Raw genomic sequence first — 24258 nt, 5'->3', positions numbered from 1 at the left:
CAGGGCTTCGTACACGTCTACCTTGATGCCCGCAGCGGCACAGACGCCCGCGCAGGTCAGCGAAGAGGGGCCGGAGCCAATACAGGCCACCTTGAGGTCGCCGCGCGGCAAAGCGCAGGAGTTGGTGCCGGTAACCTGCTCGCAGGCTGATGTGGCAATATAGGTGTCGGCCACAAAGCGTTCAAGACGGCCAATGGCCACAGGCTGCCCCTTGGCTGTAAGAACGCATTTGCCTTCGCACTGGTGTTCCTGCGGGCAAACGCGGCCGCACACGGCGGGCAGGCTGTTGGTGCTCTTGATTATGCGGTAGGCGGCGTCCATATTGCCAAGAGAAACTTCACGGATAAAGTCGCGGATGGGAACTTCCACGGGGCAACCGCTGACGCAGAGGGGCTTTTTACACTGAAGGCAGCGCTTGGCCTCTTCAATAGCCATTTCTCTGGTGTATCCCAGGGCGACTTCTTCAAAATTTGCACGCCTTACTTCGGCAGGCTGGCAGGGCATATCCACCCTGGGGGCAAGGGGCGTCTTTTTTGGGGTCTTAGTTTCCATGAGCAGTCCTCTGATAGTCATCAATGGAGACTTTTTCCTGTTCACGATAGGCAGCCAGGCGGCGGCGCAGTTCGGGAAAATCTACTTCGTGCCCGTCAAATTCGGGGCCGTCCACACAGGCGAATTTGGTTTTGCCGCCAACGCTGACGCGGCAGGCGCCGCACATGCCAATGCCGTCAACCATGATGGGGTTGAGGCTGACAGTGGTTCTTACGCCGAAGGGACGTGTGGTTTCGGCTACGGCGGCCATCATCGGTACGGGGCCGACGGCCACGACTTCAAAGACGGTTTTGTCTTTTTCAAGCCTGTCGCGCAGAAGATCGGTCACAAGGCCCTTGTGGCCGTAGCTGCCGTCATCTGTAGAAATAAGCAGTTCGTCCACAAAGGATTTCAGCTCTTTTTCAAACAGCAGCAGATCTTTGCTACGTGCGCCGATAACGCCCACAACCTTGTTGCCAGCACGCGCGTGGCCCTTGGCGATGTGGTGCATGGCGGCAATGCCCGTGCCGCCGCCCACACAGATGACGGTGCCTTTCTTTTCAATATGGGTGGGGTGCCCCAGGGGGCCGCAAACGTCAAGAATGGCGTCGCCCACATTAAGAGCTTCAAGCAGGGCCGTGCTTTTGCCCATGACCAGATACACAATGGTAATGGTGCCGTTTTCGGCATCGGTATCTGCAATGGTAAGGGGAATGCGCTCTCCATTGGGAGTCATACGCAGCATGACAAAATGCCCGGGTTTTGCTTTTCGGGCGATTTCCGGCGCATCGAGCACCAGCTTGCTGGTTTTGCCCGGGATCAGGCTTTCCTTGTGCAATATGGGTGTTGGCATAGGCTCTCCTCTTCTGGCTTGATGTGGCGATGGTATCTGTGATCACGAACCCTTGCAAGCGCAACCCGCACGGGCTGGCTGTATAACTATTTATGTATAAACACCTTTATTTTGTTCTGCGTATTTTTCTAGAAACTTGGTCTTTTCGCTAAAGGTTTTAATTCCGTGTACCGATAAGGCTAATGATGAGTGGGGAAGGGGAGACATGTGTCGCTAACAAGGAAGCGAACCAGCCCCCCCGATGCAGGGAAGCAGTGATCCATTCAGGGAGGAATGGTCATGTCGCAACGCATCAATGACGCATTCCTGTCGGAAAACGGACCGCAGGACAGGCCCGCTCCTTATTACGAGGAGCATGATCTTGCCCTGATACAACGGTACCTTGCCGTACTGGAAGACAATAAGAAGGCCAGCCGCTCGGGTATAACCGACGCGGGAATGGCAATGGACATGGCGGGATTTGTGCGGCAACAGCTGCAAAAGCCCGCGCAGCGGCCCCGAATATCATCTGCCCTTATGGCTTTGGCCCTGGTGCAGAAGATACCTGACGGGCCACAACAGTAAACCGGCGTTTTTTGCCCTTGTGGGCGAGACGCCGCGGAACCTGAAAAAACGCAACCTGGGCAGGCAGTGTAACACTGTAATGCCGATGTTAAATGAAAAGCATCACTTTTCCGTGACATGAACGGGTGCGTGGCCGGTTCGCAGTCCATGAACAATTCTCCACTCATGTGAAGGGGAGGGCCGTGGGGGCTCTCCCCTTCTTTTATGGATTTGCACCAGAGGGTGATGGTGGCCGTGAGGCCGTCATACGCCGATGCTTCGTAAAGGGCTGGCCGGGTCAGGCTGACCGCCGAGGGGCAGAGGCCGGATAGTCTGAATAGCATGGCAGTGGCAGCCGTGACGGAGCGAGAGCTTCTGCACGGCTTGCCAGTGTGGGCGATGCCATAGTGACAGCCTTGCAGTCTCTGGGGCCTTTTACCATTGAAGACGGTAAAATGTTCTGCGGCGAGCAGCTTGGGCCGCTCGCCGCAATGCGACGTACATTCTGACAAAAGCCTGCTTGCAGCAGATTAACTTTGAAGTGTGATGCCTTTCAAAGTTAATCTGCTCTAGAACACACTTCCTGCTAAAACCCTGGGGAATCACTGATTAAAGAGCCCCCTGGAAACGCTGATATAACAGGAAATCCACCTCGTAACTACACAGCCTAGGGGTAAAAGCCGGTGGGCTTTTCCGCCAGGTTGATCATGATGTTCTTTTGCTGGGTGTAGTGCTCAAGGATCACCTTGTGGGTTTCGCGCCCGATACCTGATTCCTTGTAACCGCCAAAGGGAGCGCCCGCCGGGATGCTGTTGTAGCAGTTTACCCACATGCGCCCGGTTTCAACGGCCCTGCTCACGCGGATGGCGCGGTTGATGTCGCGCGTCCACACTGCGCCGCCCAGACCAAAGACGCTGTCGTTGGCCATCTTGACCACTTCTTCTTCAGTCTTGAACTTGATGATGACGGCCACGGGGCCGAAAATTTCATCCTGGGCCACACGCATGTCGTTGGTGACATTGCCGAGCAGGGTGGGACGCATGAAGCAGCCCTTGCCCAGTTCGCCTTCAGTGACGCGTTCACCACCGCAAAGCACCTTGGCGCCTTCGCCCTTGGCCTGTTCGATGCAAAGCAGTATGGCCTTGAGGTGCGATTCATATATCTGCGCACCCATCTGGGTTTTTGCTTCCCAGGGCAGGCCGACCTTGACGCGGTTGAAGCGCTCAACTGCTTCAGCCACAAACTTGTCGTAAATATCTTCATGCACAAAAACGCGTGATCCGGCGCAACATACCTGGCCCTGATTGAACAGGATGCCCAGTTGCAGGCCGTCCATGGCCAGATCCCACTGGCAGTCGGGGAAGAATATATTGGCCGACTTGCCGCCCAGCTCCAGAGTAGAGGGAATAAGGCGCTTGGCAGCGGCCAGCCCCACGCTGCGGCCCACGTCGGTGGAACCCGTGAAGGCCAGTTTGTTGAAGCCGGGATGGTCCAGAATATACTGGCCCGAGCGGGAGCCGCGCCCTGTTATGACGTTGAATACGCCCTTGGGCAGCACCTGGCCTACAAGGCGTGCCAGTTCAAGAACGGAAAGAGAAGTGTGGTTTGAGGGCTTGAACACGGTGCAGCAACCGGCAGCCAGCACCGGGGCCAGCTTCCACGCGGCCATGAGGAAGGGGAAGTTCCAGGGTACGATCTGGCCCACAACGCCGATGGGTTCACGCAGCACCAGAGAAAGCGTGTTGCCGTCAAGCATGGTGGCTGTACCTTCGTCGGCGCGCACTACTCCCGCAAAGTAGCGGAAGTGGTCGGCGGCAAAGGGAATGTCCACATTCATTGTTTCGCGGATGGGCTTGCCGTTGTCCAGCGTTTCCACCATCGCGAGGTGTTCCTTGTTGGCGTCAATTATATCCGCGATCTTCAAAAGCAGGTTGGCGCGCTCGATGGGATCTGTTTTTCTCCAGCTTTCCCATGCGCGTGTTGCGGCTTTGACAGCGGCGTCAACATCTTCCTTGGTGGCTTCAGCGCAGGTGGCAAGGCGTTCGCCGTTGGCGGGGCAGAAAGTGTCGTAAGTTGCACCGTCAGAAGCATCCTTCCACTGACCGTCAATGAAGAGGGAATATTTGTCCTGCAAGTTTGGCTTTTTCATGACACATCCTTTGGTTAAAGGTTGGCATTCGCAGTATTCATTCTGTTGTGTTAGTGTAATAACTCCTTATTCAGTATACTTCATGCTTAACGGCATGAAAAGTTAGAAAATAAACTTTAGTTGTGAAAAAAGTATCAACCTGGCGGCAGTATGTTCAAGAATGATACATTCTCAACATATCTCCGAGCGCATTGTAAGCTAAACGCTAAAAGAGAAAAATCGGCAACAGAGTCACGCTCTGCATGATTATCAGGACAGACCGTGAATAAATTGTCTGCAATTCAAGCAAGATGAGCAGCAGGTCACGCTATCTGTATCAGCATCTATGTATTTCAGTGGGTTAGGTTGGTCAATCACTCAATATAGGGAGTAAAAAAAAGCAAAATAGCAAGGTTACTTTATGAGCATAAGCATAAGGCGCAATGCTGGGTTTTTATGGCAGCAACGGCGCTATGCCGAAAGGCTTGATAAAGAAAAGCAAGGCCGCATTATGGCGGGAAGGTGCGCAGTTTGTCATCGGCATACTGCCAGTTTCAGGCAGAATGCCCTGACAGGCATATGGGCAGGTTCTTCTTCATGAGTGGTGATTGGGGCGATACCGTTGTCGCGGTAAGACTTTACGTGGCGCATTCAGATATAGATTCATTTGCAGATACACAGAGTTGATGGCAACGACAGGCCCGTAAGGTCGCCTGGCTCCACAAATAAATAGCAGTGCTGCTCTTGCAGGCAGCCGTTGTGACACAAGAATCTGTGAGTGGCGGCAGCACCTTCTGCGGCGTTGTTTTAGTCTGCCTGCCTGTAACCGTGGCTGAACTTGGCTGCGTAAAGCAGTGAGGCTGTATCCGCCGCATTTTGACCCGGCAGCACCAGAAAAACGGTCTGCCGAACAAGGCCGTTTTCTTCCACGCACTGAGCCAGAGTTCCGGCAGTGGTCCAGACAAGGCGCTGGTCAGGCCAGCCCACGCGGTAGGCGCACAGAATGGGCGTCTCTGGCGGAGTGTGGGCCAGCAGTTCAGCCTGCAGGTTTTCGCTGGCTCCGGCTGACAGGTAAACAGCCAGGGATGTGCCGTGGGCTGCCAGCAGGCGCAGGGCCTCGCGTTCCGGCACGGGAGTGCGGCCTTCCATACGGGTAATGATGAGGCTCTGGGTCACTTCGGGCACGGTAAAGGTCACGCCTGCGGCTGCGGCTGCCGCACAGGCAGCGGTAACACCCGGTATGACGAGCCAGGGAATGCCGTCCTTGTCCAGCAACCGGGCCTGCTCGCGCAGCGCCCCGTACAACGAAGGGTCGCCAGTATGCACGCGCGCCACTGCGCCGCCTGAAAGGGCCGTGCGCCGCACCAGATCATGACATTGCTCGAGCGTCAGGGGGGCAGAGTCCACTACGGGCACTCCGGGGGCCGCGCAGGCCACCACATCTGGCGGCACCAGCGACCCGGCATAAATTACCAGACTGGCCTGTTCAATGGCCTTACGGCCTTTGATGGTCAGCAGTTCGGGATCGCCCGGGCCTGCCCCCACAAAACTGACAAGACCTGGGGCTGTGCTTTTTGTACTCTTAGCCATGCCGGGGGCGGCGTCGGGACAGACATTTGGGCAGACATTGGGGCTGGCGTCGAACCCTGCGCCGGGACATTCGTTGGAATTGACATCAGCACCGACATCAGGACGGAGAGTTGCTTTGCTGCTATTCATGACTACGCTTCTGCGCCACGCCTTCGGGGGCGGGTTTTTGGGCCGTCACCAAAAATACAGGATTCATGGCCGCCAGATGTATATCGCCCCCCAGTTCTCTGCCTTCTGAAGCCTGAATCTGGCAGATTTCCACCGGCCAGCCAAGCCGTTCGAAAAAGCTGCGGCACAGGCAAAAAGTGTCCAGCAGAACACAGCTTGCCACCACGCGACCACCCACAGGCAGGCGAAGGCAAACATGCCCAAGAATGTCCTCGCCGTCTTCGCCAGAAAGCCCGCCGCCAATGAAGACGCGGTGTGGATCAGGCAGCGAGGGCAGGCACTCCGGTGCTTCTCCCAGGCGTACGTCCAGAATGGCCGCGCCGAAGCGGCGGCGGTTCTCCTGAATGCTCATGGCCCGTCCCACGGATCTTTCAACTGCCACCACGCGTCCTTCGTGGGCCAATACGGTGGCTTCAAGCGCTACGGCCCCTGAGCCGGAACCAACGTCCCACACCACATGATGCGGTTCAATCTGTAGCAGGGCCAGTGCCGCGGCCCGCACAGGTTTTTTACTGATCAACCCTCTGTCCACAGCCAGTTCATGCGCGTTCAGGCCCAGCCGGGCGCGGCGTGGCGCATCGCCGGGCACGAGAATAAAGGTGCAGGCCGGGCCGAAGGATGTTCCGGCAGCCTGGGCCAGCTCCATAGTGTGGCAAATTTCGTCTGGTGCGCCCATACGCTCAAAAATGTGGGCAGTGAACCAGTCAACACCTCGGTCCAGAAGGTGCCGCGCCAACAAGTCGGGCGTCATGCGGGCATCGGTGAGTATGCAGAGGGGCGCGTTTTTACTTACTGCAGCATTGAGGGGGCCGAGGTCGTCCCGTCCGTGCAGGGAAAGGCAGATAACCTTGTGCCAGGGCAGGGCCAGGCGGGCGCAGGCCTGTTGCAGAGAACTGACGGCAGGCATGAGGCGCACTGCCTCTTGCCCGAGCAGGCGCACGAGGGTAGCCCCAATGCCGAAAAGCAGCGGGTCGCCGTCGGCCAGCATGACGACGCGTTCTCCGGCTGCGCGCATCTGGCTCAGTCTGGTGAGCACTGGTTCCAAGGGGGTGCTCAGGGGCAGCAGGCGCGCCTTGAGCACATCCTGGGCCGCATTGTCTTCGTAAACATCAAGAGAGGAGGGAGCGGACAGATTTGAGGGGTCCGCAGCACGCGCCGGGGTGCTTTCTTCAGGCGCTGCGCCCGTCAATTCACGCAACAGCTGTTTGCCCCCGCAAATAACATCCGCCCCCTGCAACAGGGTGCGCTGCCCGGCTGTGAGTAGCGGCAGGCCGCGCGGGCGGGCGCAATCCAGCCCAAGCACCGTAATGGGCGACGGTTCGGCTGTGGTTGGCTCAAAAATGAAGAAAGACTGCAAAATATCTGACATGGGCGGCCAGTCGTCAGCCGATGATTCTGCGGATTGTTCTTCCTGTGGTTGCGGCGCGGTCTTGTGCTGCTTTTTGGCAGGGCGGGCAGACGAAGCTGTTTTTGCTGGTTCAGAAGTAATGCCAGGACTGACGATTTCTGATTTTTCGGCTTCGGCAGCTGTGCAGGTGTCCACAGTCGCGTCCACAGGCGTTCCCGGCAGGACAGAAGGCTTTTGCGTTTCAGGAGATTCCTGCGCAACAGGAGATGGCGATGGCGTTTGTGCCGCATCGGGGGCAGAAGTGGGCAGATTTGGTGAAGGGGCCGCTGCAGAGGCAGTGTTTTCGCTAGAATCTTCAAGCGGAGCATGTGATGTGTCGGGCGCGTCAGCAGGCCCGTCGTCAGAAACCGCGCCAGAGGCAACCCCATAGTCTGCGCCAGAAACGGCGTCAGAATTTATGCCGGAAATGACGTCAGAAACGCGAGAAAGCGCGCGGGGCGTCTTTTCGGACAAGGAATCCGCCCGATGTTCGCTTCCGGTTTCGGTTCCGCTCTGTGCGGGCACGGCGATGCCGGGCAGTGCGACCTGATGTTTCATAATGCCAGTAATTCCCTGCCGTCTGTGTGAAAAAGGTGCAGGCGCACGTGGCGGCCTGCGAAATTTGCCGCTACAGCAGCGGCTCTTTCGCCTGTAAGGGCAATGACGTCGTTTCCGGCTTTGTCCTGCAACAGCAGCTCCAGTGCGTGAGCGGCGGTAACGCAGTTGCGTACCTCATCTGCGCAGGCCGCGCCGCATTGGCGGCACAGGCGCGCGAGGTCTTCCATATCCAGATCTGCGTGGCGGGCATGTGTGTAGGCGTGCCCCTGAGCCAGTTTGACCAGTTTACCGAAAAAACAGCCCCATATAAGATTTTCAAAAGGCATGGCTCCCGCAGCCTTAAGCGAAAATGCTGCAAAGTCTGCCACTTGGATGAAACTTCTTTGCGGCATCTGCGGATATTTGTCCATAAGCAGGCGTTCGGAGCGTCTGCCTGTGGTCAGGCCCATGTCGCGGCAGCCGGTCGCCAGCGCCACGGCCAGACCTTGCTCGATGGTGGCTTTCCACGCCTGATGGCTGTAGGGGCGCACCGTGCCTTGCGTGCCGAGAATGGAAATGCCGCCTACAATGCCAAGGCGCGGGTTGAATGTCTGCCGGGCCAGGCGTTCGCCTTCAGGAACACTGATTATTACGCGCAATGGCAGGCGTGGCCTTTCACCCAACTGGAAAACCGCACGGTGCAGGGCAATGGTGATCTGCTGGCGCGGCGTCGGATTAACTGCGGCTTCTCCCACCGGAACAGGCAAACCCGGCAGGGTCACGCGGCCCACGCCGGGGCCGCCTTCAATGCTGACGGTAAAAGGGTGCGCCAAGCCAGAGGCTGCGACCGCTTCTGTAGTATGACTGATAGCAGGCTGTTCGGCTACAGGAAAATTTTCAACCACTGTGACCGTAATAAGCGCTCCGGAGGTCGCGTCCGGGTCGTCGCCGCCATCCTTGCGTATGGATGCGTGGGCCACGCGCAAACCGTCGTCCGCGCTGTTGCGCCCGCTGGGACCAGTGGCGGCTGTAGCGGGATGCGCTGCCTGCGCAGAAGGCGTTTTTTGAGCAAAAAGCGCTGCAAACTCGGGGCATGAAGCCAGTTCCGGGGCTGGCCCGTGCTGGCAGGCCGCCACTTCAAGCCGCAGCATGCCTCTGGGTTCAGGAATTTCCTCGCCATCAAAGCCGCCAGAAGCAACGTTGCTGGCAATCGCGCAATCTGTCGCCGCAAGGTGTTCTTCGGGCGTTGGGGCAGGCGGAAAGCTGAAAGGAGGCAGGGGCACATCCACATGGCTCACTGCATGCCCTGTCCTCAAGAGGTGCAAGGCGGCCAAGGCCGCGCCCGTAGCCGCAGAACCTGTGGTAAATCCTTCGCGCAGTTTTGCGGTCATAGTCAGTCTGTCATATCAGGCAGCCAAACCTGCCCTTTGGCCACCAGAGTGACGGGGCCGTCCACTCCAGCCATTGACACGCCGTTCTCAGAAAAAAGACGTACATCCAAAGAAGAGCCGCTGGGCTGCATGATGCTGAAGGCATTGCCCCCGCCAGCCTGCGAGCGGCTCAAGGCCAGGGCCAGCGCGCCGGACCCGCAAGCGCTTTCAAGGTAGTCGGTGCGCGTATCACGCACGTGCACAATGGGCAGCATGTTGAGCTGACCTTGCAGCACGCGCCACCATATGACGCCAACAGCCTCTTCCTGCTCAAGCTCGTGCCGCTCACGCAGCAGGGCCGCTGCGGCGTGGCAGTCTTCGGGCTGATTGTGGATGTGTCCGTCCAGCAACAAGTGGCAGATGCCGGGAAGGCGTACCAGATGTATACCTTCGGCCTTGCGCTGTATGGTGATTTCGGGGAGGCGCAACCGGGCCTCCACGAGCCAGTGGGGGGCGCGGCCTCGTACATAAAGCTGTACAAGGCTCGGCCAGCCGGAAACGCTGACTTCATAGAGCCGTTGCATTGCCGAAGATCCGGCAGAAGCCGTCGCGCCTGCGCTGTCGTCTGTGGCCTGCACCTGCTGCTCGCAGTCTGGACAGTGGCAGGAAATATCGCCGGGCTGCTCCAGGCAGGCTTCGTCGCATGCCAGCATCGCGCCCATAGCACGGCTGGCGTTGACGCAAAACTCGCCGCCCGCCATGCGCAGGCTGGGGCCGCTGACATCTACATAACCTGCCTGTTCACCGCCAAGGCAGGATTCGCTCAGGGCCTGTCTGGCGAGGTGACTTTGCAGGGACGGAGCAAGGCCGCTCGACGGAAACAGAAGTGTGGTGTTTCCGCCAGGGCTCCATTTGGAAAAAATGAGTGTGGGCATAGGGATATTCCTTTGACTCTTCTTTAAAGTATGCCTCAGGCGCGGCATGCTGTCCAGCGGAGTAAAATACTATGCTTTCAGCGTGAGGAATACGGGAATCCTCGTCTTGAGGAAGTGGAGGCGCAAAAAGCACTTATTAGAAACAGTTTCCTATTTAAAACTTGCGGTTTTTCATAAAGGCGGTTATGAATAAGGCAGTTGCCGTCTCCAAAGGCTAAGCCTGGAGTGAGCTGGCAACGTGGCGGGCACACCGCGATTTACTGTTGGTTGACGGTAATTCGACGAACTTATCAACGTTTGGGAGGCAGTATGAAATCGTTTCGTCTTCTTGTTCTGGCCGCTGCTCTTGTACTGAGCTACGCTGTGGCCGCTGCGGCCGCTCCGGCCTGCACCAAGAAAATCGACAGCTTTGACTTCGTTGTGGACTACTCTGGTTCCATGATGATGAAGAACGCTCAATTGAAGCAGGACAAGATCCTTGTGGCCAAAAATGTGCTGCAGCGCATCAACGCCGCTATCCCTGCTCTGGACTATAACGGTGGCTTGCACACCATTTCCCCCAACGGCGCTATCGTTGCTCAGGGTCCCTGGAACCGCAACACCATGGCCGCTGGCATCAACAAGCTGCGTTCCGGTTTTGACATCTTTGGTCGTATGACCAGCATGGGCACCGGCCTGCAGGCTTACGAACCCTTCCTGTCCAGCATGAAGCGCGACGCCGCCGTTATCCTTGTGACCGACGGCGACAACAACCGTGGTTCCAATCTGGTGGAAGTTGCCCGTCAGCTGTACGCCAGCCAGCGTAACCTGGTTATCCACATCGTTTCTTTCGCCGACAACAAGAACGGTGAAGACACCATCAAGCAGGTTGCTGCTCTGAACCCCGCCACCATCGTGGTGCGTGGTGAAGAACTGGCCACCAGCGACGCCGCCGTTGAGCGCTTCGTTCTGTCCGTGTTCTGCCAGGACGAAGACGTGATCGTGCTGCGTGGCGTGCACTTCGCTTTCAATTCCTATGCTCTTGACAGCAAGGCCATGGGCATCCTGAACGAAGCCGCCGGCCTGATCAAGGCCAGCCCCAACAAGCGCGTAGTGCTTGCTGGCTGGACCGACTGGGTTGGTTCTGACGCTTACAACATGAAGCTTTCGCAGGAACGCGCCAACAGCGTGAAGAACTACCTCGTGAAGCAGGGCATCCCCGCCAGCCGCATGACCGCCATTGGTCGTGGCAAGTCCTTCAAGTACAACAACGAAACCGATGAAGGTCGCGCCATGAACCGGCGCACCGAAATCTCCTTCGAATAATCGAAGGTCGGTTACTACTGGAATAACATGCAAAAAGCCGGGTGGCCCATGCCGCCCGGCTTTAATGTGTGAGGTGCTATGCGTAAACAAATATTTTTGGCTCTTCTGCTGACTTTTGGTCTGACTGCAAGCGGCTGCGCCTGGTTTGGCGGCGACACTTCTTCTACTGAAGCGGCGATCACACCCGCTCAGCCCGAAGCGGCCACTGAGCCAGCACCTGCGCCGGCTCCCCCGGCCACGGGCAAAGCCGCAACCAAAGCAGCAGCCAAGGCCGATAAGAAAGCCGCCAAAACTCCGGATAAAAAGCCTTCTGCCAAGGGTGCCAAAACCGAAGCCCAAATTGCCGCCGAACTGGAAACAGTGGGACGCAAGCTGGTCGCTCAGGCTGGTAGAACCGTGGTGCCTTCCAAGGCCAAGAAGGACGTGCGTCAGGTCGGTAAAGATTTTGTTGCAAGCTATGTTGAAGTGGACGAAAGCACCATCTCCACAGAACTGCGCCCCGGTGCTTCCGGTCAGTATGTAGGCTTTGTGCGCTACAAGGAAAATGTTTACGAATGCCACGGCGCCAGCCGTCAGGCTGCCCTTACCGCAGCCTGCGAGCAGGTAAAAGCCCGCAGGATCAACGAATTGATCAGGTATGACGGGTCAAGCTGGCAGTACTAGGCCGCTTGAAAAGCGTCAGGCATAAGGTTTTTCAGCGGGGCTTCGGCCCCGCTTTTTTCGTGTGGGCTGTCGTCTGTGCGTTCCAGCATGCTTTGGTTGAAATTACAGACAGCGCGGCAAAGTGCGCCCGTGGCTTTTTTGATTACGCCAAGAGCCGTGGTAAAGATTGTTGTAAAAATTGCGATGAAAATTGTATTGAAGCCTATTCACGAATGAATATCGGCGCGCGGCGTCATTATTATAATGAGCATGGCGCTTAAGCACCTGCTAGAGCCTACTATTTTGAAATACGTCAGATTTTGGCATAGTCATTCTGACGGGAAAAGTGGTTTCCGGCAGAATTCGTGCAGTTTTAGGTAAATAATACGGGCTTGCTGTGTTGGTGCATTTAGCTTTTTTTAAAGCTAGAATGTGCTGGTGCTGAAGTGGTTGGCAAAAAAGTGGGCGGATAAGAGGAAAGGGCTGATCAAGATTGTGATCAGTACGTGAATGAGCCGAGTTCGTGCAGTGCCGAAAAATTGTGACTGCTTGAACTTAAGCCTGTACAAGAGCTACTGTAGAAAAGAGAATGGAGTGAGTGTTACCCGGCAGCGGTATTGTCGCTGGCGATGGTCTCTGGCGGAAGGTTGCCCATAATCCAGTTCACGCATTCCTGCGGTGTTTTGCAAGACGCCTCACAGCACAGGGTGGCATAACGCGTATACAGGTCCTGCCGCTCCAGAAAAATATCGCGCAGCGTCTGCCCGGGGGCAATGGCCAGGCCACGCTGCGGGTTGCGGGCTATGCGTTCTTCAACCGTCTGTAAAGGCACTGCCAGATGCACCAGGGGGCCAAGTGTGGCAAGGTGGCGCATGGCCTTTTCACGGTAAACAACGCTGCCGCCAGTGGCGATAACAGTGCGGTTGGCTTTTATGGAGCTGACCACGCTGGCTTCCACATCAAGAAAAGCATCTTTGCTCAGAGCGTCAGTAACGTCTTGCAGGCGTGCTGCATAGATGGCTTCAATCAGATGATCGCTGTCCATAAAGGCCCAGCCCAGGCGGCGGGCAAGCGCTTCACCAATAGTGGACTTTCCTGCTCCCGCCATTCCAATCAGGATTATGCACGGAGATGGCCTCACCGGAGCTGTTATGGAAGAAGGGCCAGAGCAATCTGTGGCGACGGCAGTAGATGAGGAAGCAGGCATTGTGGCTCCTTGACCAGTGGGAAAGACATTTGAAATGTGCCCAAGGGGCGGGTTGCTGTCAAGCCAAGGCGAGCCTGACGGGCTCGAACCTAAAGTTTGAAGGCCGCTGGCCGATAAACGTTGTAGAGGTGGTATCATGCCCATGACAGTATGCAAAAAAACAGTGATTGCCCGCGCGTTGTGCCGCACGGTCCTGAGCGCGGCTGTTTTGTGTTTGAGCGCTGCGCCTGGACCGCTTGACGTGTTTCCAGCGCAGGCCGCGGAGTCCTCACTGCCGCAAACCTTGCCAGACGGCGGGGCAAATCTGAATGAGGCCTGGATGCGCAATGGCGGTGCGCGCCTGTACTGGAATACGCTGACGCAACCGCGCCAGATTCGCATGGCGGGCGCTGCATTTGCCGATCCGGCTGCCGTGCCTGAACTCATGTCCAGCCCTCAGGGGCAACCTGCGGGCAAGTCTGTGGGCAAGGGCAGCCGTAGCGCTGCACCCCATAGTGTAACGGTAGATCCCAATGCTCCGGTGCGCCCCTGGCCCGGTGGCGCCTCACGTTCTGCAAAAAAGGACGCAGCCGCCACCATGCAGCAGACTAAAACCCCGGCAGCGCAAAAACCTGTGTCGACCAGCCCCACCCCTACGGCGCCCGCGTCACAGCAGGGTAACGGCAAGGCTGTGCCTGCTGCGTCAGCTGCAACAGCAACTCCGGCTTCGGGTAAAAACGGAGCCCGTGGGGGTACGGCAGCAACGGCAAACGGTCAGTCCAGCAGCGCAACTTCTGTACCACAGGCGGCCGCCGGATCAGGAAGCGGCCGGGCAAGCGGCTCATCCGCCGCATCTGCTTCCAGCGGAGGCATACCAGCAGCCACGCCTGCTGCCATACCTGCAGCTGCGTCGTCCTCCCCCGCAATGTCGCTGACGGGAACTGGGCCAGCAGCCGGCGCGCTGGGACAGACAGCGGCTGACTCTGCACGGCAGGCCAATGCCAATTCCCGTGCGGATGTTCCCATTCCTCCTCCCGTGCCAGCTCTCACCGCCGACGACCTGCTTCCGCCTTCCAACGGGGCGGGCTACGGTTCTGGTTCAAGTTCCAGCTCGAGTGGAGCCGCCCCCGTGCGAGCACCAATGCCCTAATATCAGTTACGCCATTTCTTGTCTGGCGTGACGGTGCAGTTTTTTTACAAGGTACTCAAGGGCTCCGGCGGTTCTGTGCCGTAGATTTTCGGCAACTGTGCGAATATGTAGTGCAGGGCAGACCCAGTCTGCGCTTGACGGGGGGGCTGCGTGCGTGTATGTAGCTTCTTCCATATATTTTAACGCCAGGGCCTTGCCGTCCCTTACCGCAACGCGGTGGATGGCACCCCAACCGCTAAAAGCCCGGCGTACCGCAAAGTCCCGGTTCGGGCGCTGGCCATACCGGAAATTTTTAAGGAGTCAGTCATGAAGAGAACTTATCAGCCTAGCAAAATCAGAAGGGCCCGCACCCACGGTTTTCGCGCTCGTATGGCCACCCCTGGCGGCCGTGCTATTCTGCGTCGTAGTCGCGCCAAGGGCCGCAAACGCCTCAGCGCCTGATTGAACAGGGGGCAGCCCCTGTTCGTCGTCCGGGAGCTTCCATGTGCCGGTACCTCCTGCCCCGGCAGTTGCGCATCCGCCGCCGGGTGGAGTTTACAGCCTGCTACGAGCGGGGCAGGCGCTACCACACCGAGCATTTCCTTGTCTTTGTGTTGCCGGGAGCCTGTCCCGGTCTTCGCGCGCGTACAGGCATGGCTGTCTCCCGTAAGGTAGGCAACGCCGTGGTCCGAAATCGCGTCAAGAGACTCTTGCGGGAATTCTACCGCCTACACAGAGAGGAGCTGCCCGTGGAGGCTGACATCGTAACCATAGCCAAAAAGCATACCGGAGAAGCCGCACTGGATTATGCCCGTGTGGCTGCGGAGCTTTTGCCACTGTTGCAGCGAGCGGCCCGACACCAGTCGGGCTCTTCGGCATTGGCGGATATGCCATGAGCAAGTTGTTGCGTACTTTCTGCGTATTTCCCATTCGGGTATACCAGCGCTGCATCTCGCCCGTATTGCCCCCTGCCTGCCGTTATTATCCCACCTGTTCCGCCTATGCCGTAGAGGCCGTCATGACCCACGGCGTGCTGCGGGGCGGCTGGCTGGCGCTCAAGCGCCTGGCCAGCTGTCACCCTTGGGGCGGTTCGGGCTATGACCCGGTTCCACCACCAGCACGACGTCGTCATGACGTTCCGCCATTGTCCCAGGAGTGAGCGCCCTCATGCAAGACGGTAAAAATCTTATCATCGCCATTGTTCTTTGTCTTATTGTCATTGTCGGCTGGGGTTATCTGGCCGAGCATATGGGCTGGACCTCCAAGCCCGCCCCGGTGGCGCAGCAAAATCAGAATCAGCAGGCTCCGCAGCCGCAGCAAGCGCAATCAGCGCCTGTATCAACGCAGGCCAGCCTGCCTGTTTTTGCGCCTTCAGCCGGGCGCGACCTCACTGTGGACACTCCCCTTTATGAAGCCGTTATTTACAGCGGCGGCGGCGCGTTGCGCTCGTTCAAACTCAAGAAGTATCAGGTTGGTCTGGTGGCTGATTCGCCGCTGGTCAACATGGTTGATCCCCAGACGGCCCAGGTGGCCCCTCTTGGACTGGTTATCAACAGCCAGCCTTCGTGGAGCACCGGCCAATGGTCTATGGATACCGACGAAAAAGGTCTCAGCCTTAGTGAAGACCAACGCGGCACCCTGCGCCTGATCGGCGAAGTAGACAATTTGCGGGTGGTTCGTGAGTTGACCTTCAACTCTTCAAACTACCTCATCAGTGAAAAAGTTCGTGTGACGAACCAGGGCGAGCAGGCCCGCAGCGTGCGCGTGAGCTATACTGCCGCCGCTGATGCAAGCAACGCCTCTGGCGATCGTTACGACGCAATGCGCATTGCCTGGGATAATGACGGCAGCCTCAAGGAAGAAAGCTCTTCCAGCACTCTTGAAACCACAGGTGTGCAGGCTGTAGGCAAGATTTACTGGGCTGGTGCCATGAGCACCTATTTTCTTACAGCTGTACTGCCCGGCGATGTCAATAACGTGACCGTCAAGGGCGTCATGCAGCAGAACGTGTACCGCGCAGCTGTGGAAGAGCAGGAAACCCTGCTTGGCCCCGGTCAGGAAAAGGAACTGTCTGTTTCTTACTGGGTTGGCCCCAAGGTGCGTTCCGAACTTCAGGCTGTTTCACCCCAGCTTGCCAAGAGCGTCGATCTGGGCTTTTTCCACATCATCGCCAAAGGTCTGTTGTGGCTGCTGGAATTTTTTCAGAAGTATGTTCACAACTGGGGCCTGTCCATCATTCTGCTGACTGTGCTCATCAAGGCCGTGTTCTGGCCCCTTACGGCCAAGAGCTACGCCTCAATGGAAAAGATGAAAAAGTTGCAGCCCCATATGACGGAGCTGCGTGAAAAGTACAAGGACAACAAGGAGCAGATGAACAAGGAGGTCATGTCCCTCTACAAGACCTACGGCGTTAATCCAGCCAGCGGTTGCGTGCCCATCCTTATTCAGATGCCCGTGTTCTTTGGACTGTATCAGGCCCTGCTGACCTCCATTGAGCTGCGCCATGCGCCCTTTATCAAGTACCTGCCGGGAACGGACATGCTCTGGCTGGCCGACTTGTCTACCAAAGACCCGCTGTATATTACTCCTGTCATCATGGGCATAACCATGTTTTTGCAGCAGAAGATGAGTCCTCCTGCCACTGACCCCACCCAGCAGAAGATCATGATGTTTTTGCCCATTATCTTCACCGTGCTTTTCCTGAACTTCCCCTCAGGGCTTGTGCTGTACTGGCTGGTTAACAACGTGCTTTCCATTGCCCAGCAGCAGATGATGATCCGTAAGTTCAAGGCCCACGCCGCCGCGAAATAGCCGCAACGGCGGCCTGTACCGCCTATTGGAACGAGGACGAGTATGGAAGGGTTTAAAGAATTCCAGGGGAAGGACCTGGACAGCGCCATCGAAGAGGCTTGCAGCTACTTTGATTCGGCGCGTGAAAAGCTGGAAATTGAAATCGTGCAAGATTCCAAGTCCGGTATATTTGGGATCGTCGGTGCGCGCAAAGCCAAGGTGCGCGCGCGCCGGGTGCAACTGCGCGAAGCTGTTGAAAGCGTGCTAGGCCGCAAGGGGGGGCAAACTGCCCCCGCCGCAGCAAGCGACGCCGCTTTGGCTGAAGCCCCGGAAAAAAACCGTAGCCAGCGTGAAGAAAATGGTCAGGCCACCGCTGGCCAGCAGGAAAAGCGCAATGGCCGTTCCCGCGGCCGCAAGCCTGCCGCCGAAGCTGGAACTGCCAGTCAGCCTGAAGCCGCACAGGGCCGCGAAGCCCGGTCTGGCAAGGGCTCTGGGCCGCGTACTGAAAAGCCTGGCGATAAAAACGCCGAGCGTAGTGCTGAAAAAAGCAACATGCGCAACGGTGACAAAGCTGCTGACAAGGTCTCCGATAAAAGCCCTGAAAAATCAGTTGAAAAAACTGAAACCGATGGGCGGGCAGAACGCTCCAGAGACAGAGCTCCCAAAAACGGCGGGCGTGGTCAGAACGGCCAGAACGGCGACGAAAACCGCCGGGCCGAGGGCCGTGGCCGCCGCGGAGAAGCGCATGACAATCGCGAGAATCGCAGCGCCGTGAAAGAAGGTGGCCGCGAGGTTGCCCGTCAGGCCAAGTCTGCAGACGCTCTGGACGATGATTTTGAAGAAGTCGCTGAAGGCCTGCCTGCAATGCCGATGGAGCAGCTCGATCAGGAGCGGCTTGAGGCTCTGGTGCGCGAAACCGTACGCCAGCTTGTGCGCCCCATCGTGGGTGACGCTGTGCAGCTTGAGGTAAAACTGGGCGGCGACAGGGTACAGGTAGGCATTGATAGTGAAGAAGATTCCGGCCTGCTTATCGGTCGTGAAGGCCAAACCCTGGCAGCGCTTCAGTACATGATTTCGCGGATTGTATCGCGCGGCATGAACGCGGCCGTACGCGTGCAGCTTGACGCTGGCGAATACCGCAGCCGTCAGGATGAAAAACTGCGCGAAATGGCGCTTTCGCTGGCCGAAAAGGTACGCTTGAGCGGCCGCTCTTATTCCACGCGGCCCCTGTCGTCCTACCACCGCCGCATCGTGCACGTCTGTTTGCAGGAAGCCACGGATGTGCAGACGCGCAGCACGGGCGATGGTCCCATGAAGAGAGTTGTGATACTGCGCAGGAAGGCTGAAAAGAATTAGGTTCTTTCAGTGAAAATCCGGCTGTTGCGCCCGCAAGGGCAGCACTTCAAAACTACCGGACTGTGCTACCATTCTATAGCGGCTTCCGTATTTTCGCCTTGGGCGAAGAGGCGGGAGCCGCATTTTCCTGAACCCTGAAAAGCCGAGCCGCCTTACGGCTCACGGCAAGGAACAGAGGCTTGCGGCGCGATCATGAGCAGCACCAGCACCAATGACACCATTGCGGCCATTGCCACTCCTCCCGGTTCTGGCGGGGTAGGCATTGTGCGCATTTCAGGCCCGGAAGCCAAGCAGGTGCTCTCGCGTATGTTTTTGCCACTGTCGCCCAAGTTCGATAATTTTCGCCCCTGGCTCATGCACAGAGGCCGCGTTCTGGACTGGAATAGCGAAGCTCTGGATGATGTGCTGGCCGTGTTTATGCCTGGCCCGCGCAGTTTTACTGGTGAAGACGTGGCCGAGATTCATTGTCACGGCGGGGCCTTCATCGTACAGGCCGTTCTGGAGAGCGCGTTGCGCCAAGGTGCGCGCCAAGCCCTGAAAGGTGAATTTTCGAGGCGCGCGTTTGTTAATGGCCGTATGGACCTGAGCCAGGCCGAGGCCGTGGCCGAGCTGATTGCCGCGCCCTCGCGTGAAGCCCTGCGCTATGGGCTCAACCGTTTGGACGGGCTGCTCGCCCGCCGCACCGAAGCGCTGCGCAACGAGCTTGAAGTGTTGCGCATGCAAGTTTGTGTGGCCGTGGATTTTCCCGAGGATGAGGTGGAGGGCATGGACGCTCCCACGTTCAGCGCTACTGTTGCAAAGGTGTCCAAAGCGTTGCAGCACCTGCTTCAGGGCAGCCGCCGGGCGCGTGTCATGCAGCAGGGCGCGGTAGTAGTGCTGGCTGGCGCCGTCAACGCGGGCAAATCCAGCCTCATGAATGCGCTGCTCGGACGCAACAGGGCACTTGTTACGGATATTCCCGGCACAACCAGAGATTTTCTTGAAGAAGCCTGCGATCTTAGCGGGTTGCCTGTGCGCCTGACAGACACCGCAGGGCTGCGCAAGGCCGCTGAAAGTATTGAAGAACTTGGCGTCGAGCGCAGCCGTCAAAAACTGGCCGAAGCTGATGCCATTGTTCTGGTTGTGGACGGTGGCGCTCTTGGAGAGGCCGGGGCCAATGCCGAAGTATGCCCTGACCCGGCAGCGCGTGAAGTGCTGGATTCTGCGGGCAGTACGCCTGTGCTGGTGGTATGGAATAAATGCGACCTGTGCATGCCACAAAAATTTCCCCCCCGTTGGGTTCAGGGCCAAACCTGTTGCGCAACAAGCGCTTTTTCCGATACACAGGTGGAGGACATGGCCGAACACCTGCGGACGCTGTTGTTGTCAGAGGGTGAAACTGCCGGGGAAGAGGGGCTTGCGCCCAATGCCCGGCAAACGTTGGCCCTTGAAGCGAGCCTGGCCGAACTGACCGCCCTGCGTGAAGATGTGGATGCCGGGCGGCCCTATGACTGTTGCGCCGTGCGTCTGGATGTTGCTGCTGCCCATTTGGCGGAAGTAACTGGGCTGAGCAGCCCTGCTGAAGTTCTGGACAAGGTCTTTTCTCAATTCTGCATTGGCAAGTAGTCTGGTAAATTAATTATGGATATTGATTTTTTACGACGCCGTTTGAGCAGTGAGGAAGTAAATGCTCTGCCCTTGTGCCATTATGAGGGGCATGTGCATGTGGTGCGCAGTGAAGAAGACTGGCAGCGCGTGCGGCCGCAGCTGCTTGAAGAAAGCATTCTCGGCTTTGACACAGAAACGCGGCCTTCTTTCCGCAAGGGAAGACGCAATTCACCCGCACTTATTCAGCTGGCCACGGCGCAGGCTGTGTATCTGATCCAGTTGGCCTGGATGCCTTTTGGCCCTGAGCTGGCGGAGCTGCTGGCAAATCCTGCCCAGGTCAAGGCCGGGGTGGGCATCAGGGATGACATGCGCGATCTGGCCAAATTGTACGATTTTGAGCCAGCCGGGCTGGTTGATCTGGGGGGCGTGGCAAGAGCCCACAGAATGCCCAGCCAGGGCTTGCGCACCCTGGCCGCCAATTTTTTTGGCTGGCGCATTTCCAAAGGGTCGCAGTGCTCCAACTGGAGCCTGCCAGAACTCAGCACCCGTCAGATAGCCTATGCCGCCACCGACGCCTGGATTGGACGCCTTATTTTCGTGCGTATGTGCGAGCTCGGATTGATCCCCACGGCGCGCCCTGCGGCTTGGCCTGTTGGAGATTGCGGGGGCAGCGCGTGAAGGCCTCTCCGGCCCCAACGGCCTTCCCGGCCCTTGGTCCGCGCCTGACATTCTTTACAGGCGGTACAGCACTGCGTGGCCTGAGCCGAGAGTTGACCCGCCACACGCACAATTCTGTTCATCTGGTCACCACATTTGATTCCGGCGGCAGCTCGGCGGCTTTGCGGCGGGCTTTTGCCATGCCAGCCGTGGGTGACATACGCAACCGTCTGTTGGCTCTGGCCGACAGTACAGTGGTGCCCGCCGCGGTTCTTGATTTTTGTGCCAGTCGTCTGCCCTCCGAAGATGAAGCAATGGCGGAGAGCGTGAATATTGCGGGTTCCAATGTCTCCTTGTCTGGCAAAAAAGATCCTGCGGTTTTTTTGCGCCAGCAACTCACAGGCATGGGCAGGCCAGGGCACCGGGTATGGAAGACCATGCCCCGCGTTTTTGCTGACGCCTTGCGGCTGCACCTGAATTTTTTTCTGGACCGCATGCCCTCAGATTTTGATCCTTATCGGGCCTGCCTCGGCAATCTCGTACTTGCCGGGGGCTACCTGCACCACAAGCGTGATTTTGATCCTGTGCTGGCCTTCTTCAGCCGTTTGTTGCAGACAAGAGGCGTAATTCGCCCCATCGTAAGAGAAAGCCTGCATCTGGCAGCTGAGCTGGATGACGGATCTGTGATCGTGGGGCAGCACCGCTTCAGAGATTTGCCCCGCCCCGTGCGGCGGCTTTTTCTCACTGTGCATGAGCCGGAGAGGCTCAATGATCAGAACTTTCGTGATCTTCCCACCACACCCTGCCGTCCGCCGCTGGCGCCAGCCGCCAACGTCTACCTGAGTTCAGCCGGGGCCATCTGCTATCCTATGGGCAGTTTCTACACCAGTGTGCTGGCAAATCTGCTGCCGCAGGGCGTTGGGCGCACTGTGGCCGAAGCGGACTGCCCCAAGATTTTTATTCCAAACTCTGGCAACGACGCCGAATTGTTCGGCCTCAGCGTGGCTGAACAAGCCGCTATGATCCTGCGTCATCTGCGTGAAGACGCACCGGACGCGCCCACAGACAGGCTTTTGCACCACGTGTTGGTGGATTCACGTCACGGATGCTACGAAGGTGGGCTTGGACCCGAGGTACGCCGCGCTCTTGAAGATATGGGGCTCAACCTTGTGGACCGCCTCATGGTGTGCGTAAACGACCCCCAGCATCATGAGCCGGAACTGACGGCCCGCGCCATCCTTGATCTTCTGCCGGGCAAAACTGCGGAGATCTGAGTGAAATCCGAATATACTGGCCCGCAGGGGTCTGAACAGAGCAGCGTTAACCCTGATACCGCAGAGGGCGTGCAGGAATTCTGCGTGGACCAGCAGGCGGGGCAACGGCTCGACCAGGCTCTGGAGGCGCTTTTGCCGCATATGGGAATACGGGGACGCAAGCGCTGTATCGAGAAAGGCATTGTTCTCGTCAACGGCCGCTCCGCACCTGCTTCACGCCGTATGCGAGAAGGGGATTTGGTGACCCTGCTTGAAGCGGAAGCGCCAGCGCAAGCGGCTGCCAACACTGTCCCATCAATGCCCGGCGCGCGGCCTGCGTTGGATTCAAATAAGAATTCTGACGCTCCTGATCCCTGCTCACTTGCAGCCGCCCTTGGGCTGCGTATGCTCACCGCGCGGAATGGATACTGCTTTTTCAGCAAACCTGCCTATATGCACAGCGCCGCGCTGGCTGGAAGTTCTGAACCCAGTGTGGAAGCTCTTGCCCCTGCCCTTGTGGAGCAATGGGCTGCGCTTCACTGCGGGCAAGCTGCGTGCGCCTCCGGCGCTTCCTCTGGCTTGGACGTTAGCGGCAAAAGCGGCAGGGCAGTGCAATCTGAAAAGCTGATGTTGCTGCAACGGCTGGATTTTGGGACCTCCGGTCTGCTTTGCGCGGCCCTGACGCCTGAATCTGCCGCGAAATTTCGTGCCGCTGAGGCCGAAGGCTACAGCGAAAAGCGATATGTGGCCCTGCTGACGGGCGTGCTTTCCGGCCCGGTGACAGCGCGTCAGGTCCTGAACGCCAATGGCCGCCGCAAAACACGTCTGCGGGAAGCGCAAGCCGACAAAACACGCTGGACAGATTTCTGGCCGTTGCATGTGTGGCATCCCGGTGAGACTGATACCGAAGACCTGCGGGCGCTGCTTGCGCATAATTTTTCAGGCGCAGACGCCAGCAGGGGAGCTGACCAGCCCTCCGGGGCCGACTGCCCGTTGGCAAGTGAGGCAAGCTCTGACCATAATTTGCCGCTGCGCCTTCCGCTACACCTTCCACCCCAAGGGCTTACGCTGGCAGCCTGCCGCATACGGCGGGGGGCGCGTCACCAGATACGGGTACACGCCGCCGGGCTGGGGCACGCCTTGTGGGGAGACGCTTTGTACACAGAGAGTGAAGATTTGCTGCATCCAGATGCAGAAAGCTCTTTGCAGCAGCCTTCGATGCCCCGATTTTTTTTGCACCACGGCGGCCTGCGCCTGCCTGGCACGGCCTGTGTTGACGACCTTTCATGGCCGTTGCCGGACGACCTGATGAGCCTTGTGCGCACATGGTTTGCCGGGGTTATGCCCGCGCAAACACATTCAATGTCATGAGATGTTGAGTGCGCAAACAGTTTTTTATGCTCAAAAAAAATATTCCCAACAGTTCGAAGATACTGTAAATCCGCGGCCAGGGATTAAAACTTTTATTTGTTTTGCTCGTGGCCTCTTGGCACGTGCCCCTAGTGAGTATACATTTATTGAGTCAAAAGACGGCGGCCTGCCAGGATGGCCCGTCAGGCGGGCAACCGCCGGAACGTCAACCGCCGGAACATCAACCGTTAGGCGCATGGCAGTGCCATGTACGTGTAACCGATTCAAGGAGAAAGGATGTTTCCAGCGCTGTTGCCTAAATCCGCACCATTTTTTGCCATGCTTGAAGAGCAGAACAGCCTTCTGCGCCGCATGGCTGGTCTGCTGGTTGAAATGCTGGACGATGTGGCCAATATGGACCATATCCATAAGGAAATCGCCTTTCTGGAAGAAGAGGCGGACGTGCTGCACAGTCAGATCATCCGTGATCTCTCGCAAACATTCATTACTCCCATTGACCGCGAAGACATCCTGCGCATCAATCAGGAGCAAGAAGAGTGCATGGACTGCCTGCATAGCCTGAGCACACGGTTGCACATTTTTGAATTCACGCGCATACGCTTTCCCGCTCTTCAGATGGCCCGCACCATCAGCGCCATGCTGGATATGAGCCGGCTCATGCTTGAGGGGCTGACCCATCGGCGTGACTGCCATAAAACCCGCGCCTTCCGCAATCTGCGCGGCGAATGCGATATGCTGCTGGCTGTTGGATTGGCGGAATTGCTGGATGAACAGCAGGAAATCACCGTGCCCCAGATCATGCAGACGCTTAAATGGAGTCAGGCTTACGAACGCATGAGCATCTTGCTTGAGCAGGTCAATGCCCTGGCGGAAACCATTGAAGAAGCGGTGCTGAAAAATGTTTGATATTCCTGTGCTGCTGGCGCTTATTGTGCTGGTG

21 protein-coding genes and 1 pseudogene are annotated in these 24258 nt (G+C 57.8%); 14 read left to right on the top strand and 8 right to left on the bottom strand.

Going from position 1 to position 24258, the window contains the following annotated elements; genetic code table 11:
• Both QM579_RS03890 and QM579_RS03885 read right to left on the bottom strand, forming a co-directional pair.
• Positions 1-552: pseudogene (locus QM579_RS03890) on the bottom strand (dihydropyrimidine dehydrogenase); the annotation flags it as partial.
• Positions 542-1384 (bottom strand): sulfide/dihydroorotate dehydrogenase-like FAD/NAD-binding protein, encoded by an 843-nt coding sequence (locus tag QM579_RS03885; RefSeq protein WP_414997898.1) that lies wholly within the window; start codon positions 1382-1384, stop codon positions 542-544. The gene QM579_RS03885 and the pseudogene QM579_RS03890, both read right to left, overlap by 11 nt.
• A 279-nt stretch (positions 1385-1663) precedes the next feature.
• On the opposite strand from QM579_RS03885, the gene QM579_RS03880 reads away from it, so the two are divergent.
• A complete protein-coding gene (locus tag QM579_RS03880) occupies positions 1664-1948 on the top strand; it encodes a hypothetical protein (protein ID WP_414997897.1) in 285 nt (94 codons plus the stop codon).
• Positions 1949-2594: 646 nt separating this feature from the next.
• On the opposite strand, the gene QM579_RS03875 is transcribed toward QM579_RS03880, so the two are convergent.
• From QM579_RS03875 to QM579_RS03855, 5 genes are all read right to left on the bottom strand, one after another.
• Positions 2595-4076, bottom strand: coding sequence for an aldehyde dehydrogenase family protein (locus QM579_RS03875; protein ID WP_414997896.1), 1482 nt, complete (start codon positions 4074-4076; stop codon positions 2595-2597).
• Positions 4077-4862: 786 nt separating this feature from the next.
• A complete protein-coding gene (gene cobM, locus QM579_RS03870; RefSeq protein WP_414997899.1) occupies positions 4863-5645 on the bottom strand; it encodes a precorrin-4 C(11)-methyltransferase in 783 nt (260 codons plus the stop codon).
• Positions 5646-5766: 121 nt separating this feature from the next.
• The gene (cbiE, locus tag QM579_RS03865; RefSeq protein WP_414997895.1) at positions 5767-7758 is read right to left on the bottom strand and encodes a precorrin-6y C5,15-methyltransferase (decarboxylating) subunit CbiE; all 1992 of its coding nucleotides are present in this window, start codon (positions 7756-7758) and stop codon (positions 5767-5769) included.
• Positions 7755-9128, bottom strand: coding sequence for a cobalt-precorrin-5B (C(1))-methyltransferase CbiD (gene cbiD / locus QM579_RS03860; protein ID WP_414997894.1), 1374 nt, complete (start codon positions 9126-9128; stop codon positions 7755-7757). The genes cbiE and cbiD overlap by 4 nt, the downstream gene beginning before the upstream one ends.
• A gap of 2 nt (positions 9129-9130) precedes the next feature.
• Positions 9131-10042, bottom strand: a complete 912-nt coding sequence (locus tag QM579_RS03855) for a hypothetical protein (protein WP_414997893.1) — start codon at positions 10040-10042, stop codon at positions 9131-9133.
• Between the two features lie 309 nt (positions 10043-10351).
• Here QM579_RS03855 and QM579_RS03850 point away from each other — a divergent pair, with 309 nt between their 5' ends.
• Both QM579_RS03850 and QM579_RS03845 read left to right on the top strand, forming a co-directional pair.
• Positions 10352-11347, top strand: coding sequence for an OmpA family protein (locus QM579_RS03850; protein ID WP_414997892.1), 996 nt, complete (start codon positions 10352-10354; stop codon positions 11345-11347).
• A gap of 78 nt (positions 11348-11425) precedes the next feature.
• A complete protein-coding gene (locus tag QM579_RS03845; protein ID WP_414997891.1) occupies positions 11426-12010 on the top strand; it encodes a translation initiation factor 2 in 585 nt (194 codons plus the stop codon).
• Between the two features lie 580 nt (positions 12011-12590).
• Here the strand turns inward: QM579_RS03845 and thrB are convergent.
• Complete coding sequence (gene thrB, locus QM579_RS03840; RefSeq protein WP_414997890.1) at positions 12591-13097, bottom strand: homoserine kinase; 507 nt, start codon at positions 13095-13097, stop codon at positions 12591-12593.
• Positions 13098-13332: 235 nt separating this feature from the next.
• On the opposite strand from thrB, the gene QM579_RS03835 reads away from it, so the two are divergent.
• The 11 genes from QM579_RS03835 to QM579_RS03785 all read left to right on the top strand — a co-directional run bounded on the left by QM579_RS03835 (position 13333) and on the right by QM579_RS03785 (position 24224).
• A complete protein-coding gene (locus tag QM579_RS03835; protein WP_414997889.1) occupies positions 13333-14325 on the top strand; it encodes a hypothetical protein in 993 nt (330 codons plus the stop codon).
• Between the two features lie 306 nt (positions 14326-14631).
• Positions 14632-14766, top strand: coding sequence for a 50S ribosomal protein L34 (gene rpmH, locus QM579_RS03830; protein ID WP_414997888.1), 135 nt, complete (start codon positions 14632-14634; stop codon positions 14764-14766).
• Between the two features lie 41 nt (positions 14767-14807).
• A complete protein-coding gene (gene rnpA / locus QM579_RS03825) occupies positions 14808-15200 on the top strand; it encodes a ribonuclease P protein component (RefSeq protein ID WP_414997887.1) in 393 nt (130 codons plus the stop codon).
• Complete coding sequence (gene yidD / locus QM579_RS03820; protein ID WP_183721634.1) at positions 15197-15463, top strand: membrane protein insertion efficiency factor YidD; 267 nt, start codon at positions 15197-15199, stop codon at positions 15461-15463. Before rnpA ends, yidD begins: the two co-directional genes overlap by 4 nt.
• 8 nt (positions 15464-15471) lie before the next feature.
• Complete coding sequence (gene yidC, locus QM579_RS03815) at positions 15472-17115, top strand: membrane protein insertase YidC (RefSeq protein WP_414997886.1); 1644 nt, start codon at positions 15472-15474, stop codon at positions 17113-17115.
• A 42-nt stretch (positions 17116-17157) separates the two neighbouring features.
• Positions 17158-18450, top strand: coding sequence for a Jag N-terminal domain-containing protein (locus QM579_RS03810; protein WP_414997885.1), 1293 nt, complete (start codon positions 17158-17160; stop codon positions 18448-18450).
• A gap of 192 nt (positions 18451-18642) precedes the next feature.
• Positions 18643-20055, top strand: a complete 1413-nt coding sequence (mnmE, locus tag QM579_RS03805) for a tRNA uridine-5-carboxymethylaminomethyl(34) synthesis GTPase MnmE (protein WP_414997884.1) — start codon at positions 18643-18645, stop codon at positions 20053-20055.
• A gap of 15 nt (positions 20056-20070) precedes the next feature.
• Positions 20071-20715 (top strand): 3'-5' exonuclease, encoded by a 645-nt coding sequence (locus tag QM579_RS03800; RefSeq protein ID WP_414997883.1) that lies wholly within the window; start codon positions 20071-20073, stop codon positions 20713-20715.
• Positions 20712-21968, top strand: coding sequence for a GAK system CofD-like protein (locus QM579_RS03795; RefSeq protein ID WP_414997882.1), 1257 nt, complete (start codon positions 20712-20714; stop codon positions 21966-21968). The genes QM579_RS03800 and QM579_RS03795 overlap by 4 nt, the downstream gene beginning before the upstream one ends.
• On the top strand, positions 21969-23318 hold the full coding sequence (locus QM579_RS03790) for a pseudouridine synthase (protein WP_414997881.1): 1350 nt from the start codon (positions 21969-21971) through the stop codon (positions 23316-23318).
• A gap of 276 nt (positions 23319-23594) precedes the next feature.
• Positions 23595-24224 (top strand): DUF47 domain-containing protein, encoded by a 630-nt coding sequence (locus tag QM579_RS03785; RefSeq protein ID WP_183721610.1) that lies wholly within the window; start codon positions 23595-23597, stop codon positions 24222-24224.
• Positions 24225-24258 lie beyond the last annotated feature (34 nt).

The organism is Desulfovibrio sp., from assembly GCF_047607245.1.
GTDB lineage: Bacteria > Desulfobacterota > Desulfovibrionia > Desulfovibrionales > Desulfovibrionaceae > Desulfovibrio.
The sequence above is the reverse complement of the archived record's forward strand: the minus strand, read 5'-3'. Positions and strand labels throughout refer to the sequence as shown.

Coding starts and splice junctions, on each gene's coding strand:
- cbiD (WP_414997894.1), bottom strand. CDS start 9,128: ATGACCGCAAAACTGCGCGAAGGATTTACCACAGGTTCTGCGGCTACG.
- cobM (WP_414997899.1), bottom strand. CDS start 5,645: ATGGCTAAGAGTACAAAAAGCACAGCCCCAGGTCTTGTCAGTTTTGTG.
- yidC (WP_414997886.1), top strand. CDS start 15,472: ATGCAAGACGGTAAAAATCTTATCATCGCCATTGTTCTTTGTCTTATT.
- QM579_RS03855 (WP_414997893.1), bottom strand. CDS start 10,042: ATGCCCACACTCATTTTTTCCAAATGGAGCCCTGGCGGAAACACCACA.
- QM579_RS03845 (WP_414997891.1), top strand. CDS start 11,426: ATGCGTAAACAAATATTTTTGGCTCTTCTGCTGACTTTTGGTCTGACT.
- QM579_RS03885 (WP_414997898.1), bottom strand. CDS start 1,384: ATGCCAACACCCATATTGCACAAGGAAAGCCTGATCCCGGGCAAAACC.
- QM579_RS03835 (WP_414997889.1), top strand. CDS start 13,333: ATGCCCATGACAGTATGCAAAAAAACAGTGATTGCCCGCGCGTTGTGC.
- QM579_RS03850 (WP_414997892.1), top strand. CDS start 10,352: ATGAAATCGTTTCGTCTTCTTGTTCTGGCCGCTGCTCTTGTACTGAGC.
- QM579_RS03810 (WP_414997885.1), top strand. CDS start 17,158: ATGGAAGGGTTTAAAGAATTCCAGGGGAAGGACCTGGACAGCGCCATC.
- thrB (WP_414997890.1), bottom strand. CDS start 13,097: ATGGCGGGAGCAGGAAAGTCCACTATTGGTGAAGCGCTTGCCCGCCGC.
- QM579_RS03880 (WP_414997897.1), top strand. CDS start 1,664: ATGTCGCAACGCATCAATGACGCATTCCTGTCGGAAAACGGACCGCAG.
- mnmE (WP_414997884.1), top strand. CDS start 18,643: ATGAGCAGCACCAGCACCAATGACACCATTGCGGCCATTGCCACTCCT.
- rpmH (WP_414997888.1), top strand. CDS start 14,632: ATGAAGAGAACTTATCAGCCTAGCAAAATCAGAAGGGCCCGCACCCAC.
- rnpA (WP_414997887.1), top strand. CDS start 14,808: ATGTGCCGGTACCTCCTGCCCCGGCAGTTGCGCATCCGCCGCCGGGTG.
- QM579_RS03785 (WP_183721610.1), top strand. CDS start 23,595: ATGTTTCCAGCGCTGTTGCCTAAATCCGCACCATTTTTTGCCATGCTT.
- QM579_RS03800 (WP_414997883.1), top strand. CDS start 20,071: ATGGATATTGATTTTTTACGACGCCGTTTGAGCAGTGAGGAAGTAAAT.
- QM579_RS03875 (WP_414997896.1), bottom strand. CDS start 4,076: ATGAAAAAGCCAAACTTGCAGGACAAATATTCCCTCTTCATTGACGGT.
- cbiE (WP_414997895.1), bottom strand. CDS start 7,758: ATGAAACATCAGGTCGCACTGCCCGGCATCGCCGTGCCCGCACAGAGC.
- yidD (WP_183721634.1), top strand. CDS start 15,197: ATGAGCAAGTTGTTGCGTACTTTCTGCGTATTTCCCATTCGGGTATAC.